Origin of the sequence: Desulfonatronum thiosulfatophilum, from assembly GCF_900104215.1 — a bacterium.
GTDB classification, from domain to species: domain Bacteria; phylum Desulfobacterota; class Desulfovibrionia; order Desulfovibrionales; family Desulfonatronaceae; genus Desulfonatronum; species Desulfonatronum thiosulfatophilum.
This window is the reverse complement of record NZ_FMXO01000002.1, coordinates 221,804-237,329: the sequence shown is the minus strand read 5'-3', so window position 1 is coordinate 237,329 and position 15,526 is coordinate 221,804. Positions and strand designations below refer to the sequence as shown.

The 15,526-nt window shown below is 59.0% G+C and carries 14 protein-coding genes and 1 tRNA gene; 6 read left to right on the top strand and 9 right to left on the bottom strand.

The annotated features are described in order from the left end of the window. Positions 1–133: 133 nt before the first annotated feature. Together BLP93_RS02545 and BLP93_RS02540 are read left to right on the top strand one after the other, a co-directional pair. The gene (locus BLP93_RS02545) at positions 134–931 is read left to right on the top strand and encodes an ElyC/SanA/YdcF family protein (protein ID WP_092116889.1); all 798 of its coding nucleotides are present in this window, start codon (positions 134–136) and stop codon (positions 929–931) included. A 24-nt stretch (positions 932–955) separates the two neighbouring features. Continuing rightward, entirely contained in the window at positions 956–2,833 is a 1,878-nt protein-coding gene (locus BLP93_RS02540; RefSeq protein WP_092116887.1) for an SLC13 family permease, read from the top strand. A 42-nt stretch (positions 2,834–2,875) separates the two neighbouring features. Here BLP93_RS02540 and BLP93_RS02535 read toward each other — a convergent pair whose 3' ends face one another. From BLP93_RS02535 to BLP93_RS02490, 9 genes are all read right to left on the bottom strand, one after another. After that, entirely contained in the window at positions 2,876–3,619 is a 744-nt protein-coding gene (locus tag BLP93_RS02535; protein ID WP_092116885.1) for an energy-coupling factor transporter transmembrane component T family protein, read from the bottom strand. A 5-nt stretch (positions 3,620–3,624) separates the two neighbouring features. Continuing rightward, positions 3,625–4,368: an energy-coupling factor ABC transporter ATP-binding protein gene (locus BLP93_RS02530; RefSeq protein WP_092116883.1), complete on the bottom strand. Its 744-nt coding sequence runs from the start codon at positions 4,366–4,368 to the stop codon at positions 3,625–3,627. Next, positions 4,365–4,931, bottom strand: a complete 567-nt coding sequence (locus BLP93_RS02525; protein ID WP_092116881.1) for a biotin transporter BioY — start codon at positions 4,929–4,931, stop codon at positions 4,365–4,367. The genes BLP93_RS02530 and BLP93_RS02525 overlap by 4 nt, the downstream gene beginning before the upstream one ends. 158 nt (positions 4,932–5,089) lie before the next feature. Beyond that, complete coding sequence (locus BLP93_RS17520) at positions 5,090–6,130, bottom strand: rhodanese-like domain-containing protein (RefSeq protein ID WP_279615050.1); 1,041 nt, start codon at positions 6,128–6,130, stop codon at positions 5,090–5,092. Positions 6,131–6,235: 105 nt separating this feature from the next. Beyond that, complete coding sequence (locus BLP93_RS02510; RefSeq protein ID WP_092116875.1) at positions 6,236–7,534, bottom strand: rhodanese-like domain-containing protein; 1,299 nt, start codon at positions 7,532–7,534, stop codon at positions 6,236–6,238. An 86-nt stretch (positions 7,535–7,620) separates the two neighbouring features. After that, complete coding sequence (locus BLP93_RS02505) at positions 7,621–8,340, bottom strand: formate dehydrogenase subunit gamma (protein WP_092116873.1); 720 nt, start codon at positions 8,338–8,340, stop codon at positions 7,621–7,623. Beyond that, the gene (locus tag BLP93_RS02500) at positions 8,337–9,101 is read right to left on the bottom strand and encodes a 4Fe-4S dicluster domain-containing protein (RefSeq protein WP_092116871.1); all 765 of its coding nucleotides are present in this window, start codon (positions 9,099–9,101) and stop codon (positions 8,337–8,339) included. Before BLP93_RS02500 ends, BLP93_RS02505 begins: the two co-directional genes overlap by 4 nt. Then, the gene (locus tag BLP93_RS02495) at positions 9,101–11,290 is read right to left on the bottom strand and encodes a molybdopterin-containing oxidoreductase family protein (protein WP_092116869.1); all 2,190 of its coding nucleotides are present in this window, start codon (positions 11,288–11,290) and stop codon (positions 9,101–9,103) included. Before BLP93_RS02495 ends, BLP93_RS02500 begins: the two co-directional genes overlap by 1 nt. Positions 11,291–11,425: 135 nt before the next feature. Beyond that, on the bottom strand, positions 11,426–11,767 hold the full coding sequence (locus BLP93_RS02490; RefSeq protein ID WP_092116867.1) for a c-type cytochrome: 342 nt from the start codon (positions 11,765–11,767) through the stop codon (positions 11,426–11,428). A 323-nt stretch (positions 11,768–12,090) separates the two neighbouring features. Between BLP93_RS02490 and BLP93_RS02485 the strand changes: the two genes are divergently transcribed. The 4 genes from BLP93_RS02485 (at position 12,091) to BLP93_RS02470 (ending at position 15,498) form a co-directional block, all read left to right on the top strand. Then, entirely contained in the window at positions 12,091–13,521 is a 1,431-nt protein-coding gene (locus BLP93_RS02485) for a sigma-54 interaction domain-containing protein (protein ID WP_092116865.1), read from the top strand. Positions 13,522–13,530: 9 nt separating this feature from the next. Continuing rightward, positions 13,531–14,568: a tRNA (N6-threonylcarbamoyladenosine(37)-N6)-methyltransferase TrmO gene (gene tsaA / locus BLP93_RS02480; RefSeq protein WP_092116863.1), complete on the top strand. Its 1,038-nt coding sequence runs from the start codon at positions 13,531–13,533 to the stop codon at positions 14,566–14,568. A 174-nt stretch (positions 14,569–14,742) separates the two neighbouring features. Further along, on the top strand, positions 14,743–15,354 hold the full coding sequence (wrbA, locus tag BLP93_RS02475; protein WP_092116861.1) for an NAD(P)H:quinone oxidoreductase: 612 nt from the start codon (positions 14,743–14,745) through the stop codon (positions 15,352–15,354). Between the two features lie 68 nt (positions 15,355–15,422). Continuing rightward, positions 15,423–15,498 (top strand) — tRNA-Ala (locus BLP93_RS02470). The last annotated feature ends 28 nt before the right edge of the window (positions 15,499–15,526 follow it).

Sequence of the window (15,526 nt, the reverse complement as noted above, 5' to 3'; positions counted from 1 at the left end):
ATAACAGTGCGGCGGTCTCGCCATGTCCTGAATTTAGCGCACAAGGGTGTTATTGTACATGGCACAACCGTTCAACTGAGGCCCGGCTCATCTTGATTTCGCGGTCTCGCACATTCTTTTGCCGGTGATCCTCATGTTTATCGCCAAAAAAATTATCGGGCTGCTCTGCATGCCGTTGAGTCTCGCCGGTTTGGTGTTGCTCGCCGGACTGATTGTTTTGTGCTGTAGCCGGCGGCAGAGATTGGCAAAGGGCATGCTCGTTCTGGGGACCGTGTTCTTCCTGGGAGCCGGATGGAGTCCGGTCGCGGATCGATTGCTGGATCCGTTTGAACGCAGGCATGATTCGCTCCGGACTGTCGAGGGGCTCGCGAATATCCGCCATATTGTCGTCCTGGGTGGAGGGCATCAGTCCGATGCTCGTTTGCCGCATACGGGGCGGCTGTCAGACGCCTCCCAAGCGAGGTTGATCGAAGGAATCCGTTTGCATCGCCTGCTTCCGGAGAGTGTGCTCGTCTTCACCGGCGGAGCGATTTTCGATCCCGTGTCCCATGCCGAGGTCATGGCCGACGCCGCCATGGCACTTGGGGTCGACCCGGAACGGATCATTGTGTTCACCGAGTCGCGGGATACCGCTGAAGAAGCGCTGGAACTACGCAGGAATTTGGGTTCGGAGATGGATTTCATCCTGGTCACGTCGGCCTCACACATGCCGCGGGCGGTTCTGTTCGCCCGGGCAGCGGGGTTGAGTCCCGTTGCCGCTCCCGCGGATTTTCTGGTCAAGGATTCAGACGGCCAATTTTCACCTGGGGAGTTTTTCCCCTCGGCAAGCGCCCTGCGCCGCACCGAGCGAGCCATCTATGAGGCCATGGGACTGGTCTGGGCAAATTTGCATGTCCTGCCGCGACTTCGCAGGACAACGGGCGGGGAATGATCACGTTAACGTGAGGTTTATGGCATGACGCAGGATCAGATGACGATCATGGCCATACTCGTGGCCGCAATGGGCATGTTCATCTGGGGCAAATGGCGCCATGACATGGTCGCCGCCGGAGCCCTGCTGGTCTGCGTTTTCATGGGGCTGGTGCCCGGAGGCGAAGCCTTTGCCGGATTCGGCCACCCGGCTGTTATTACCGTGGTTTGCGTGCTGGTACTCAGCCATGGCCTACAGGTTTCAGGAGCTGTGGATGACCTGGCCAGAAAGGTTCTGCCGGCTGCCGCCGGTCAGACCATGAGCATTGCCTCGCTGACGGGGTTGGCGGCGCTGCTGTCAGGTTTCATGAACAATGTCGGAGCCATGGCCCTGCTGATGCCCGTGGGCGTCAAGACTGCCGCCAAACAGGGGCTGTCCCGGGGCAAGGTTCTGATGCCGCTGGCTTTCGGCTCCATTCTGGGCGGAACCATGACCTTGATCGGTACGCCGCCCAATCTCATTGTCTCCGGCTTCCGGGCCGAGGCAGGGTCCGCCGGTTTCGGGATGTTCGACTTCCTGCCCGTGGGATTGGCCGTGACCCTGTCCGGGTTAGCCTTCATCATTCTGATCGGTTGGCGGTTGGTGCCGGAGCGCAAGGAAACGGACACGGACGATTTCGATACGGCCGTGTATACCACTGAAGTGCGCGTTATCAGCGACAGCAAGGTGGTGGGGAAACCGTTGCGGGAGGTGGAACGGACCCTGGATGCGGCCGATGCCTTGATTATCGCCATGGTTCGCAGGGGATTCCGTCTTTCCGCGCCCTATCCCGGGCGCATTCTGCAGGACGGCGATATTCTGGTCATCCAGTCCGAACCGAAGTCCCTGGCCACTGTGCTCTTGGATCTGGGATTGAAGCTCGAAGAAAATGTCCTGCCGCCGCCTGAAAGCGACGAGGAGAACCAGGGCGGAAAAGAATCCGGAGCGAAAATCGATACCAGGAATGAAGAGACGGAGAAAGCAGAGCCAACGTCAGCGAAAAACAACAAAGAGAAAATCGAGACCAGCGAAATAGTCATCCAGGAATTGGTGGCCATGCCGAATGCCACCCTGATTAGCCGCTCCGCCAGGGATCTTGAGCTGCGCAGCCGGTACGGAATCAACCTGCTGGCCATCTCGCGCAGCGGTCATCGCTCCATCAAGCGGTTGCGGGACACGTCCATTCAAGCCGGTGACGTCCTGATGCTGCAGGGCAGACCGGAAGTGCTGTCCGGCTTTGCGTCGGAGTTCGGCTGCCTGCCCCTGGCGCCGCGCGATGTCCGGGTTCCGGAAAAGGGACAGGCCCTGAAGGCGACTCTGATCATGGCTGGTGCGGTGGCCGGTGCGGCCTTGGGGCTGGCCCCGGTTGCGGTGTCCTTTGCCTCGGGCGTGTTGGCCATGATGGCCTTGCGCGTGGTTTCCCTGCGCTCGGTGTACCATTCCGTTGATTGGCCGGTAATCGTTTTGCTGGGGGCGATGCTGCCGGTGGCCGGCGCCATGGCTTCCACCGGAGCGGCGGACATGATCGCTCGATTCCTGCTGGACAACGTGGCCCAGGGGCGGGCCGTATTGGGATTGGCGGTGATTCTGGTCGTAACCATGCTCATGACCGACTTCATGAACAATGCCGCCACAGCGGCGGTGATGTGCCCTGTCGCCCTGAGCACCGCGGCCCAGTTGGGCGTCAATCCGGACTCCTTCCTGATGGCCGTGGCCATCGGCGCGTCATGCGCCTTCCTGACGCCCATCGGGCACCAGAACAACACTCTGATTCTCGGCCCGGGCGGCTTTCATTTCGGAGACTACTGGCGCATGGGCCTGCCCACGGATCTCCTGGTTATCATCGTTGCACTGCCCATGCTGCTTTGGGTCTGGCCGTTGTAGGAGTCACGAATTTGTTAGTGGGGAAAAACTCCGACTGCTCTCCTAGAAAAACATGGAAATCCCAACCAAGCCCAATCCCGGAACGAGGGCCATGATCCACTCTCGTGCAGAGACATGGCGCTCCGGCCTCCAGGCTTCCGGCTGATCCAGATCTCGGGCCGCAACGGCCAGGGTCTGGGTCCAGGTGGCTTGGCTGAGAACCCGCAGCAGGGCCTGGGGGACCAGGCGGATGCGACTGGTCCACGGACAATGGGTCCACCGCCTGGAGAGGCCCTGGTTCAGTCCGCTGGCGGCGGCCAGGGAGAGGGGCAGGAAATGGATCATCAGGGCCAGGGACAGGGCGACTTGCCAGGCTTTATTTCTCAGGACCGGCCGGAGATACCAGGCCAGTCCCACTCCGAGCCGACGCGGCGACGCGGAGAGCGTCAGGGTGAAGCCCAGGAGCATCAGAGTGCTCAGTCTGAGGCCGAGGTCCGCTCCGGCAGCCAGACTTGCCGGGAAACCGCCTCCTCCCACAAGATCCAGACCGTTTTTCAGCCCGGCCCAGACCAGGACAAAGATGAGCGCCGCGCGCCACAAGTTTCGATTTGTCTGGGAAAATGCGCTCAGGGCATGACAGGATACGGCTCCCAGCAGCGTTATCATGAACAGCACCGGAAGGGGCAGCTGCCACAAGACCAGCCCGGCCAGCACGGCAAAGGCCAGCTTGGGTCGCGAATCCAGGTCCATGAGCAGGCGGCCCCAGGCGTTGCGCGGGGCGGGGGCGAGGAACGGATTCCGGGCCATATTTTTCAGTGCCGGGGTGCTTGCTCGGGAGCATCCCAAGGAATGATGCCCAGCCCGGCTTTCCAGGAACAGGGAGGGCGCACGTCCATGGCCTCAAGTCCGGGAAAAACCTGCTGCGGGGAGCCGAACGCCGCCTGGCGGCCGTGGGCCAGGACCAGCCAGAGGTGCGCCAGATCCGCCAGAGGCTCCAGATCGTGGACGGCGATGACCTGGGTCAGTCCGGCTGCCTGATTGGCTTGAAGCATGGCCCGGATTTCGCGGATGCCGGGGTAGTCCAGCCCGGCGAAGGGCTCGTCCAGAAGCAGGATCCGCGGTTTGCGCAGCAGCGCTGCGGCCAGGCACAATTTACGTTTCTGGCCGTGGGACAGGATGTGGACGGGAGTTTGCGGATCAGGAAGGTCAAGGCGTGCTGCCAGGGCCAGGGCCTCGGGATGTCGTTCAGGAGGCAGACCCAGGCAGATGTCTTCGGCAATGGTCGAACCGATGATGGTCAGGTCCGCTTCCTGGAGCACCAAAGCCGTCAGTCTACGGATGGCGCTGCTTTGGGTAGAAGCATCCAGGTCGGCTATCTCGAGCCTGCCGGATACGGGCTGGAGCAGGCCGGCCAGCAGGGCGAGCAAAGTCGACTTGCCGGCTCCGTTGGCGCCGACCAGCCCCAGAATGGCACCGGATTCCAGGGCAAATCCGATGTCATGCAGGATGGTACGGCTGGAATCATGGGCGAAATGAAGAGCTACCGCATTAATCACCGGGGCAGCAATCCTCGCAGATGCATGAACCGCCAAGTAGCCACGGCCATGACAAGCTTGACCAGGTCCTGGATGATGAAGGGCAGAAAACCGACGGCCATTGCCTTTTGCCAGCCGATGTCCAGAATCCGCACTAGATTCAGGAGGCCACAGGCATACACCAGGGCCAACCCCACGAATCCGGCTCCCAGTCCGAGAATCCATCCCGGAGCAATGCCGGGCGACCATTCGGCCTTTCGGGCTCTGGTGATCAGGCCGATGGCGCCCGCGGCCAGGACAAAGCCGATGAGATATCCGCCGGTGGGACCGAAGAGTACGGCCAGACCGGATTTGCCGCCGGCAAATACAGGCAGGCCAATGGTTCCGGCTCCGACAAAGAGCAGAACCGCGAACATGCCGTAGGGCCAACCCAGAAGAAAACCGGCCAGCATCACGAAAAACGGCTGCATGGAAAAGGGGACTGGCCCAAGAGGGATGGACAAAAACGAACCTACGGCGATCAAGGAGGCCATCAGTGAGACCCAGACCATGGTATGCAGGCCCTGGAGAGATGTTGCGTACATTGTAAAATGTTCCTTTACTTGAAAACAAAACAACCGGCATGCCAGCCGGTTCACGATGCCCGGATTGGTAACTCAACCGGCACTGAAGCGCAAGATCCCTGTCCGTTTTCAAACAGGGAATCTATGCGGGCCGAGGAGACGGCAATAATCGCGGCTTCTCAGTCGCGGGTGGTCATCTTGTTCAGCAGATCGAAAAAAGAACCCAGATCCTCAATGTGTCCTTCGTGGTAATAAACGACCTGAACCCGGGAATCCGGCAGGATTCGCACCAGATAGATCAGCGGAATTTCGCCGCCGCCCACGGAATCGAACAGAATCCGGCGTTCATCGGCCAGAAGCGGGTAGGGCACGTTGTGCGTTCTTTTGAAACGCAAGACACTGCGCTGGCTGTCTCCCACGCCGATCCCGATCAGTTTCAATCGTTCGCGGAGTCCGGGATCTTCCTGGATCATGGCAAACAACCGGTTGTACAATTGGGCCTCCTGAACGCATTGCGAACAATGTTCGCTGTAATACTTGAGCAGTACGAACTCGGCTGGAACATCGGCCAGTAAAAAGTTCGCGGACGGCTGCGTCATTTCCAGATAGGAGAAATCCTGCTGTCTGTCCGAAACCGTAAGCAGACAGGGCGGAAAGAAATGGTCCGGCTGGAGACGCTGGGTTTGCTCCTCGCAGACCTGCAGGTCCGGGTACTGTTCCTTCCAGGCAATGTATCCCGCCGGGTAGCGGATGACGTTGGCGTATCCCAGGCGCACGGCCCAGGCGGCGGCGATCTCGCTGAGCAGTCAGCGAAAGTCGCGGCAGTAGACCACGATGGGCCGCTCCTTGTCCGGCCCGAAGACATCCAGCATGGCTTCGCGGCGTTCCCGGGGCAAGTCGCCCCGGTCGCGCAGATCCACGGGCAGGCTGATGGCGCCTGGCATGTGGCCGGAGACGAATTCATAGGCGAAGCGCACGTCCACAAGGAGCACGTTGGGGTTTTCATCCATCAGCCGACGCAGTTCCGGGGTGGTGATCAGCGTGTAGCCATCTTGTTCCGCGCTGCGTTGGGCTTGAATGAATAAAGGAGAAGCCTCTTCCGCGGCCTTGGCTGTGTTGTCTTGGGGCGCGGCAAGGGCCGGCCAGGAGCTGACGAAAACGAACAGGAAGAAGGCCAGCGCCTTGGAACGGTTGGCGGAGTGGTTTCGATTCATGTGCATAAGAGCCTCCCGTGCCGTGACGTGAACAAAAAAAGCCGTCCTCCCCCCGCGTACGGGGCTTGGACGGCCTGCGTTAATCTATTCGAACGAACCGCGATCAGAGCATTAGTTGATCGCGAATTCGCCAGTCGGAGTGTAGCTGACGTTTGCGTCCACATAGTACACTTCCTGCAGATCCGGACGCATTTCCATGAACAGATAGAACGCCTCTCCGCTGCGAGCCCCGGTGGAGCAGATGAAGACGATGGGCTTTTCCGCGGTGGAAAAGCTCTTGATGTTGTCTTCCAGCATGTCCACGGTCATGTTCCTGGCGCCGGGGATGTGTCCGGCGGAGAACTCGGCCGGGGAGCGGACGTCGATGAGCTGGATACTAGCTGGATTGTCACGCATCAACTGGACGAAGAAGTCGTTGTCCACTGTCCCTTCCGCGCTGCCGGGCTTCAGTGCGCCGGCAGGAGCCGCGGCCTTGGCCGGAGTTGGCGCCGGGTCCTGGGCCTGACGCGCGCCGTCCGCGGTCCAGACGATGTAGCCCCGCTCCACCCATTCCGGATCGCCGGCCGGGTAGACGGCCACGTTGGTGTAGCCCATGGCCTCGGCTTTCCAGGCGGACTGGTGGCTGAGCGGGCAATGCGTTCCGCCGCAATAGAAGATCAGTTTGGTGTTCTTGTCCGCGGGCAGAACCTCGGCGGCCATGCGCTCGAACTGGCTGTCCGGCAGACTGACGGCCGTGGGAATGTGGCCCACGTCGTACCGGGGCTGCTTGGGACGGGAATCGATGATCATCACGTCGGTCGGGGGATTCGCCAGAAGTACGCCTCTGGAAACGAACGGCCGGACTTCCTCAAGGGTGACCAGAGTGTGAAAGGGGTTTGGCACCTGGGCGGGGTCCAGTGTCGGCAGCGGACTGCGTACGTCTCGCGCGGTCCAGACCTTGTAGCCCTGTTCGACCCATTCCGGATCTCCCGCCGGATACACCGCGATGTTGGTGTAGCCCATGGCCTCGGCCTTCCATGCGGACTGGTGGCTCAAGGGGCAGTGCAGGCCGCCGCAGTAAAAGACGAGCAGGGCGTTTCTGTCGGCCGGCAAAACCTCGGCTGCCATGCGTTCGAACTGGCTGTCCGGCAGGCTGACGGCCGTGGGAATATGGCCCACGTCGAAGCGGGGCTGCTTGGGCCGGGAGTCGATGATCATGAAGTCCGGCGAGGGATCGGTTCGCAGCATGGCCTCGAAGACCAGGGGCTTCACGAACTCGATGTCCACCAGCGTGTGATAGGGGTTGGGAACCTGGGCCGGATCAAGCTGGAAGGTCCGGGCCTGCGTTCCGTTGTGACCGGCGCATCCGGCCAGCAAGGCCATCAACAATGCCGCGACGAGCATCTGAATCGGGAATAAATATTTGCGCATGATGCCGCTCCTATGGGTAAGATGGTGATTCAAATCAGCCATGCTTCTGTTTCTAAAACATCCTTGAAAATACATCTCGTGACAGCTCAACCTTTCTCCTGCTTTTCCGTCACGGTCGCATACCACAGGGGATGGTGGTGCTTGGCATAATCCGCGGGCACTTCACCGGTGAACATGGACTTGAAGGCGGGCTTCTCTTCCTTGGCAATGGCGGCCATGAAGATGTGCACCAGCAGCCCCGCGAAGACCAGACCCACGGTCAGATAATGAATAACCCGGGACCAGGCCGCCAGATTGGGATTGTTCAGGAAGATCGTGGAAAAGAACATGACCATGCCCGTGGCCACGATAACAATGCCGCCGATGACCGTTGCCTGGGCGAACAGCTTCTGGCCGACGTTGTAGAAACCCTGGGGCGGCATGTCCGGGGTCATGCCGAAGCGCTTCAGCCCTTTTTTGCCCATGGTCATTTTCAGGTTCATCTTCATCAACCAGGTTGCGTCGCTGGAGGGGGACATTCTGAAGATCTCTTTCAGGAAAGCGATTGTCTCCCTGGGCATGAGCAGAACATACAGCAGAAAGGCTCCGGCCCAGACCATGCCCAGATATTGATGGACGGCCAGAAGATTCTCACCGCTGCCGAAGATGGAACGCAGCAGGTTCGGCCACCATGCACCCAGGGGGTTGAGTTGGGGGTTGCTGATCAGCCCCAGGCCGGTCAGGAGCAGGGCGATCCAGCAGAACGCATTGAACCAATGCATGAAAATGGACAACTTGGTGTGTCTATGGATCATTTGTTCACTCATGGAGCACCTCGATCCTGTTCGGTTGCTGACGGTTCATGATCGGTCTCATCGGGATCGGGCGCAAAGGCCTGCTTAACCCACATCGCGGCCACGCCCAGAGCGGAGAGGCCCACCGCGACCTTGACCACCGGATTGACCAGCGAGGCCATGGAGGCATAGGCCGCCGGAAACTCCACATCCGTCGGCCAGTCGGCCGGTTCCGTGGCCGTGAGGTAGTACATGTTGGGCTGGGTATCGATGTTCCGGCTGGTCACCCGGACTGCCGGCCTGTCCCGCAGCAACCTGGAAACTTCGCTCTCCGAATCGTTCAAATCGCCGAAAACCCGGGCCTTGGTTGGACATGTGTCCACGCAGGCCGGCAAGAGACCGCGATCCAGGCGGCCGGAGCTGAAGCAGAAATCGCATTTGTTCGGGACGCGTCTTTCCGGATGTCGGAAACGGGCTCCGTAAGGGCAGGACCTGATGCAGTTGCCGCAACCGATGCACAGGGCTTCATTGACGTGCACGATGCCGGTTTGCGCATCTTTGAACGTGGCCCCGCTGGGGCAGGCCTGAACACAGGTGGGCACATCGCACTGCATGCATCCGCCGGGCTGGAAATGGGTCCGGGTGAGCTTGCCCCGAGAAAAATCAGGCGTCGTGTGCTTGATCCAGTTGCGCCAGTACCCGTTGGGAACGTTGTTCTGGACCTTGCAAGAGACCATGCATCCCTTGCAATCGATGCAGACCGACGAGTCGACCACCATGGCATATTTTTTCATCAGCTCAACCTCCTGCTGACGGTGACAAGGGTTTCATGCATGGCCATGTTGCCGGAGATGTGATCCGCGTGGTCTTCCAGCACTTCGGCGATGCTGGCGCCTCGTTTGTGCACCAGACGCTGCCCTGGTGAGAGCGCCCCGAACCCCGTGGCCATGTAAACGGTTTCTTCTTCGATGCCTTCGTAGATGCGCAGGGCCAGTTGCACGCGTCCGGCATCACTGGTTACGAACACCCGCTCCCCGTCCCTGAGTCCGAGGCCGGCCGCGGCGCGGGGGTGCATCCAGAGGGTGTTTTCATCCTTGAATTCGATGAGCAGGGCGTTGTTGGTGTTGCTGTGAGTGAAAAAGGCCGTGCGCCCTACCACGAGCCGGAACTTGCCTTGTTCCCGGCGCGGCGCCTTGTATACCGGCATGGGGTCCAGGCCCATGTTCACGTAGCGCTGGTTGTAGAGTTCAATCTTCTGGGCCTGGGTCTTCAAGGGCACGTCGAAGTAGATGCCGTAGACCTTGCTCGGATTGTAGTAGACGCCGTCTTCCTTGATGGCCTGGGCCGCCTCGGGAATGCTTTCCAGCTGCCAGGTTCGGTACTCGTCCAAGGTGAAGTCGAATGCTTCAGGAAAGCCCAGCCGATTGGACAGTTCCGTGCAGATCCAGCGCATGTCCCGGGATTCGTACATCGCGGGAACCACGGCATCCCGCCAGATGGCGCAGGCGCAGGCCGATGAGCCTTGGAGGGCGGAAACCGGGTCGTTGCGCTCCAGAAAACTTGGGGAGGGCAGGACCAGGTCCGAGTACCAGGCGGTGTCGGTCATGGTGATGTCCGCGTTGACGATGAAATCGAGATGGTCGAGCATCTCGATGGTCTTGTTGCGGTTGGCCGCGGTTTGCATGAAGTTGGTCTTGAAGGTGAACCAACCACGAATCGGGTACGGCTGCTCCTTGATGATCGCATCGCGCATCAACTTGAAGGAACCTTCGTGGTGGATCAGACCGGGCGCCATGCCATGGTCGATGCGGTCATCCGGATTGTCGTCGTACCAGGGAATGTCGAAATATGGGGCGCGCACGCCGACTTCTCGCGAAGCCAGAATGCCGCCGGGACGATCCCAGTTTGCCAACAGGGCGTTGACAATGGCCATGGAGCGCCGAATCTGCGTGGAATCCTCGTAATCCGAGGTGCGCCGGCCGGTATAGACCATGGCCGTAGGGGCGGCAGCGGCGATTTCCCTGGCAATGCGCCGAATGTCCTCGGCCGGGATGCCGGTCTCCCCGGCAGCCCATTCCGGGCTGTACTTGCGCGTGTGCGAACGGAACTCTTCCAGGCCGAAGAGCATCTCTTCGGCGTATTCCGGATCGTAGAGCCCCTCGTGGATGATCACGTGGGCCAGGGCCAGGAAAAAGGCCATGTCCGTTCCCGGACGGATGGGATGCCATTCGTCGGCCAGGGCCGCGGTCTTGGTGTAGCGTGGATCCAGAACGACCATCTTGCAGCCGTTCTTGCGCGCCTCCATCAGGTCGATGGTGTCCGGGGTGATGATGGCCTCGTAGGGATTGGCGCCGGCGATGATGATGTATTTGGTGTACAGCACGTCCGGGTAGGGCGTTTCGCCGAAGGTATCCAGGTATGCCCGGTGATTGCTCAGCAGGCACAAGGTTTCGTGGGAGGTGATGTTGTAGGAACCGAAGACCTCGGCAAAACGGATCATGAACTGGGACTGCATGTCCGAGCCTGGAGAGAACATGATTCCGCTGCGGGTGTACTTCTCGGCGATGCGCTCGAACTGTTCCGCGGTGTGGTCCATGGCCTGATCCCAGGTTATTCGCTGCCATTTGCCTTCACCCCGGGCGCCCTTGCGCAGCAGAGGGGTCTTCAGGCGGTCCGGATCGTAGATGTGGGCCGTGGCGGCATTGCCCCGGGCGCAGAGCATGCCCCTGGATTTGAGGAACTTCGGGTTGGGGTCCAGCTTGACGACACGGCCGTTGCGGACGCGGGCGATCATGCCGCACCGGTTGAAGCACATGTCGCAGGCCGTGAAGTGATCGCTGATCTCGCCCTGTTGAGGGGCAGGGGCCATGGCATGTCCTGTGGACACGAGGCCTTTCAGGGCCGGAACGCCGGCTGCGGCGGTCATGGCCGCGGCGGACGCCTGCAGGAATCCCCGTCTTGAGATTGTTTTCGTGTTTTCCATACCTGGCTCCCTGCCCGACCTGTCCGCATTCATATCAAGGTGGTGCGGACAGGCCCGGAGTCGTTCATGTTTCGTTGGCCCTCAAAGGCCCTCTGGCTGATCGGTTATGTCAAAAGTATTCCGGTACCGAAGCCGTCAGCCGCACTTGGCGGGGGTCGGGGAATCTTGGGCGCCGTCGTGAACATACTGCAGGATGTCCATACGGTCCTGGTCGGAGAGCTCTCCCCAGTGTCCGGCGCAGGGCAGTTCGGTGTAGTTTTCGAAGACCTGCTTCCACTCGGCCTGGGTTTTGGAATCCGGTCCGAGATACTGAGCCGGAATTTCGCCAACCGGGTTTTCCATGTGGCACGGCCGACAGGTTTGGCGGTAAAGGAAACGTCCCTTCCGGGCGTTGCCGAATTCGCTGGCCACGGAAATGCCGACATATGAAGCCAAAATGACTGCCGTTGCGATTCCCATCAGTGTCTGCTTTTTCATTGCTAGCTCCTTTGATTTTATGGTGGTGGATTAAGTTGCATGAGGATGAGTTCCGGATCTGCTTTTACAACCATTTTGCAGAATGTATGCCATTCTGAGTGAATAGGCTATCTTTTTTTATTAATTGAATATTCTGCTCCGATATGAAGCGGGGGGCCCTCTTGTTGGCGTGTTTTGGATTGACAGGTGATTAATCATGTCGCATACGATTATCACACATGTAGTAAACTACTCGCCAGAATCCGGCTTACCTGTTTTACGTCATGCAAATGTCTTTGCCGGCTTTATGGTCTCGAATTTTTGCACCAAAACTTGGAGTTTTCATGCAATTAAGAACATACGGGGATGATGAAGATTGTCTGGACAGCCAGGACACGAAATATTTCCCCTTTGACGCACATTGGAGCAAAATCGTGGATGTCATGCAGGAAGGTCTGTTGCTGGTGGACACCAACGGCACCATTCGCATGGTCAACAAGGCCCTGGAGGAAATTACCGGCTATTCACGCGAGGAGCTTGTGGATTTGTCCTGTACGATTTTCAATTGCGATGCCTGCATGCGAGTTCGCTCGGACGCCCAGAGCGCATGGTGCAAGCTCTTCGAAAAGGGGAAAATCGTCCGCCGGAAATGTCACGTGATGCGCAAGGATGGGACGTATGTCACCGTTCTGAAAACGGCATCGGTGCTTTTTGCTGATGACGGAACTCCGCTGGGCGCCGTGGAGACCCTGACCGACATTACAGAGCTGGATCGCAAGGAAAACGAACTGCAGCAGCTGTCCCGGCTCTTGGATGAAAATACCATCTTTCATGGCATGGTTGGCCGATCCGCCAAAATGCACAAAATCTTCAAGTTGATCGAGAAGGCCGCCCAGAGTGACGCACCGGTCTTCATCTGCGGCGAGTCGGGCACGGGCAAGGAACTGGTGGCCAGAGCCATCCATGACCTGGGGCCTCGATCCGATGAGCCTTTCGTGCAGTTCAACTGCGCGGCCCTGAATGAGGCCCTGCTGGAGAGCGAACTGTTTGGGCACGTCAAGGGCGCTTTTACTGGAGCGTTCCGGCATCGCCAGGGACGGTTCGAGGCGGCGCACGGCGGGGACATTTTCCTGGATGAGATCGGTGATTTGCCGATGTCCGTTCAGGTCAAGCTGCTGCGGGTGCTGGAAACCAAAACTTTCGAGAGGGTCGGGGAAAACCGGCAGCTTTCCGTTGACGTGCGGATCATTACGGCAACAAACAAGATACTTCCTGAACTCATCTATTCCGGGGAGTTCCGAGAGGACCTCTTCTACCGGATCAACGTCGTCCCCATCCATCTGCCCGCACTGCGGGAGCGCAAAGAGGACATCCCGCTGCTGGCCGACTATTTCGTCCAGCGGTTGCGCTGTAAAAGCGAAAAGGACATCAAGGGCCTCAGTCCGCGAACCTTGCGCATGTTCATGGACTATTCATGGCCCGGCAATGTGCGCGAGCTGAAAAGCAGTCTTGAATATGCCTTCGTGCTGGCCGATTCCGGGCATATCGAGCCGGAGCACCTGCCTGCTACGCTTCAGGCGCCGGAATTCCAGGCCGCCACTCCCGTGCAAGGCATCGCCCAGGAAGACGATCAAAAAAAACAGTTGATCCAGGCGCTGCGCCAGTCCGGAGGCAACAAGTCAGAAGCGGCCCGGATTCTCGGCATAAACCGTGTTACCGTACTCAACCGGATGCGCAAGTACGGCATTGATCTGAAAAAAGTCATTCATCACTAAAGCGAAGACATGGATATCACGCTCACACCTATCGGCTTTGTCGATTCGCCCTTGAAAAGCCTTGAAGATTGTCCCAAACAAGGACTGGACGGCGGACCGGCAGCTCGGATTGTCGTGGCCTCCGAGTATGCTGCCGCCCTTGAAGGGCTTGACTCCGGAATGGAGGTATTGGTTATCACCTGGCTGCACCAGGCCCAGCGCGACACGCTGAAGGCCAGGGCCCGCAACAATCCGGACAATCCGCTCACCGGGGTCTTTGCGCTGCGCTCGCCAAATCGGCCAAACCCCATCGGGCTGCATCAGGTACGGATCATGCGGGTCGACCTGGAAAAGGGCAGTCTGGAGGTTTTTCCCCTTGAGGCCCTGGACGGGACTCCGGTTGTCGATCTCAAGCCGGTTCTTGAAAAGAATCGCTCGGACGTTCCGGATCAGGGCACTCCCTACGGCACTCCCTGGGGACCGCGAATCAGCGCCCGGGAGGGACAACTGATCAAGGGAATGGGGCGTCAGGCTTGGGAAAGAGGACTGATGGCCGGATTGAACGGAAACATCAGCATTCGTCAGGGTGACGCCATGGTTGTTACGGTTTCCGGCTGCGCCAAGGGGCGGCTGCAGCCCGGCGACCTGGCACGGGTTCATCTCAGTTCGGGTAATGTTCTCGGGCCAGGCCAGCCGTCGACGGAAGCTGCCCTGCACAGGGCCGTCTATTCCTTTCAACCCAAGGCCCACGCAATCCTGCATGTCCATCCGCCGTATTTGCTGGCCCTGAGCATGAACAGAACCAAAGGCGAGATGCTTGATCTTCCCCTGTTCGAAGCTGATGTCTGGTCCCGCAAAATGATTCGCCTCGCTCCTCTCAATCCGGGATGCGATGACCTGGCCAAGCAGGTTGGCAGAGCGGCCATGGCCTACCCGGCCATGTTCATGGAGAAGCACGGTCTGGTCTGCTGGGGACGCGACCTGAACGAGGCCCTCTCCCTGGCCGAGGAACTGGAAAGTCTGGCGAGGATCGTTTTCTTGCAGTCCTCTATGGCGAAACAGACGTGAGCTTGTTTTTCAGGGAATTATCCGGAACGTCGATGTTTACATCTATGCCGATCGATTTATGTTTGTTCTTGACCGCCGGGTTGATCCACTGAAACACCTCCACGATCATGCCGGGTCGCGGAAGTTGGTCTTGGGAGCCTGACTGAATCCAAATCGTAAACGAAGGAGCTGACCATGAAAGCATTGATTGTCTATTACTCCATGTACGGCCACATCCATGCTCTGGCCCAGGGCATTCTCGAAGGAGTCCGTCAGGTTCCGGGGGCTGAAGTTGATTTGCGCCGAGTTCCGGAAACTTTATCCGACGATATTCTTGCGAAAATGGGCGCAACGGAGGCTCAAAAGAAACTTCAGGAAGTACAAGTCTGCACCGTGGATGAACTGGTCGAGGCCGATGCCATTATTTTCGGTACGCCCACCAGGTATGGGAACATGTGCGGCCAGATGCGACAGTTTCTTGATGCAACCGTAGGACTTTGGGCCGAGGATAAGCTGGTCGGGAAGGTGGGCAGCGTCTTTACTAGTTCCGCCACCCAGCACGGTGGCCAGGAAACCACGATCCTGACCTTCATCCCCTTCCTGATGCATATGGGCATGATAACGGTCGGACTTCCATACTCGTTCAAGGGACAGACGCGAATGGACGAAATCACCGGCGGGTCTCCCTACGGTATTTCCACCATTGTCGGCCCGAAAGGCGAGCGCATGCCCAGCGAAAACGAACTTGAAGGCGCCAGATTTCAGGGCCGCCACGTAGCTGAAATCGCCTCCAAATTATTTCGATAATTTTTTTATCCGAAACCATTTCTGACTTGACATCCGCGGCGATTCGGATAAATTCCACATCTTCGCACGGGGCTGTAGCTCAGCTGGGAGAGCGCTTGAATGGCATTCAAGAGGTCAGCGGTTCGATCCCGCTCAGCTCCACCAAGAAAAATCAAGGGTTCAGACGGAAACG

Bases quoted from the DNA above. Each gene is read 5' to 3' on its own strand.
- BLP93_RS02545 (WP_092116889.1), top strand. From the start codon at position 134: ATGTTTATCGCCAAAAAAATTATCGGGCTGCTCTGCATGCCGTTGAGT.
- BLP93_RS02485 (WP_092116865.1), top strand. From the start codon at position 12,091: ATGCAATTAAGAACATACGGGGATGATGAAGATTGTCTGGACAGCCAG.
- BLP93_RS02495 (WP_092116869.1), bottom strand. From the start codon at position 11,290: ATGGAAAACACGAAAACAATCTCAAGACGGGGATTCCTGCAGGCGTCC.
- BLP93_RS02500 (WP_092116871.1), bottom strand. From the start codon at position 9,101: ATGAAAAAATATGCCATGGTGGTCGACTCGTCGGTCTGCATCGATTGC.
- wrbA (WP_092116861.1), top strand. From the start codon at position 14,743: ATGAAAGCATTGATTGTCTATTACTCCATGTACGGCCACATCCATGCT.
- BLP93_RS02525 (WP_092116881.1), bottom strand. From the start codon at position 4,931: ATGTACGCAACATCTCTCCAGGGCCTGCATACCATGGTCTGGGTCTCA.
- BLP93_RS02505 (WP_092116873.1), bottom strand. From the start codon at position 8,340: ATGAGTGAACAAATGATCCATAGACACACCAAGTTGTCCATTTTCATG.
- BLP93_RS02510 (WP_092116875.1), bottom strand. From the start codon at position 7,534: ATGCGCAAATATTTATTCCCGATTCAGATGCTCGTCGCGGCATTGTTG.
- BLP93_RS02540 (WP_092116887.1), top strand. From the start codon at position 956: ATGACGCAGGATCAGATGACGATCATGGCCATACTCGTGGCCGCAATG.
- BLP93_RS02490 (WP_092116867.1), bottom strand. From the start codon at position 11,767: ATGAAAAAGCAGACACTGATGGGAATCGCAACGGCAGTCATTTTGGCT.
- BLP93_RS02535 (WP_092116885.1), bottom strand. From the start codon at position 3,619: ATGGCCCGGAATCCGTTCCTCGCCCCCGCCCCGCGCAACGCCTGGGGC.
- tsaA (WP_092116863.1), top strand. From the start codon at position 13,531: ATGGATATCACGCTCACACCTATCGGCTTTGTCGATTCGCCCTTGAAA.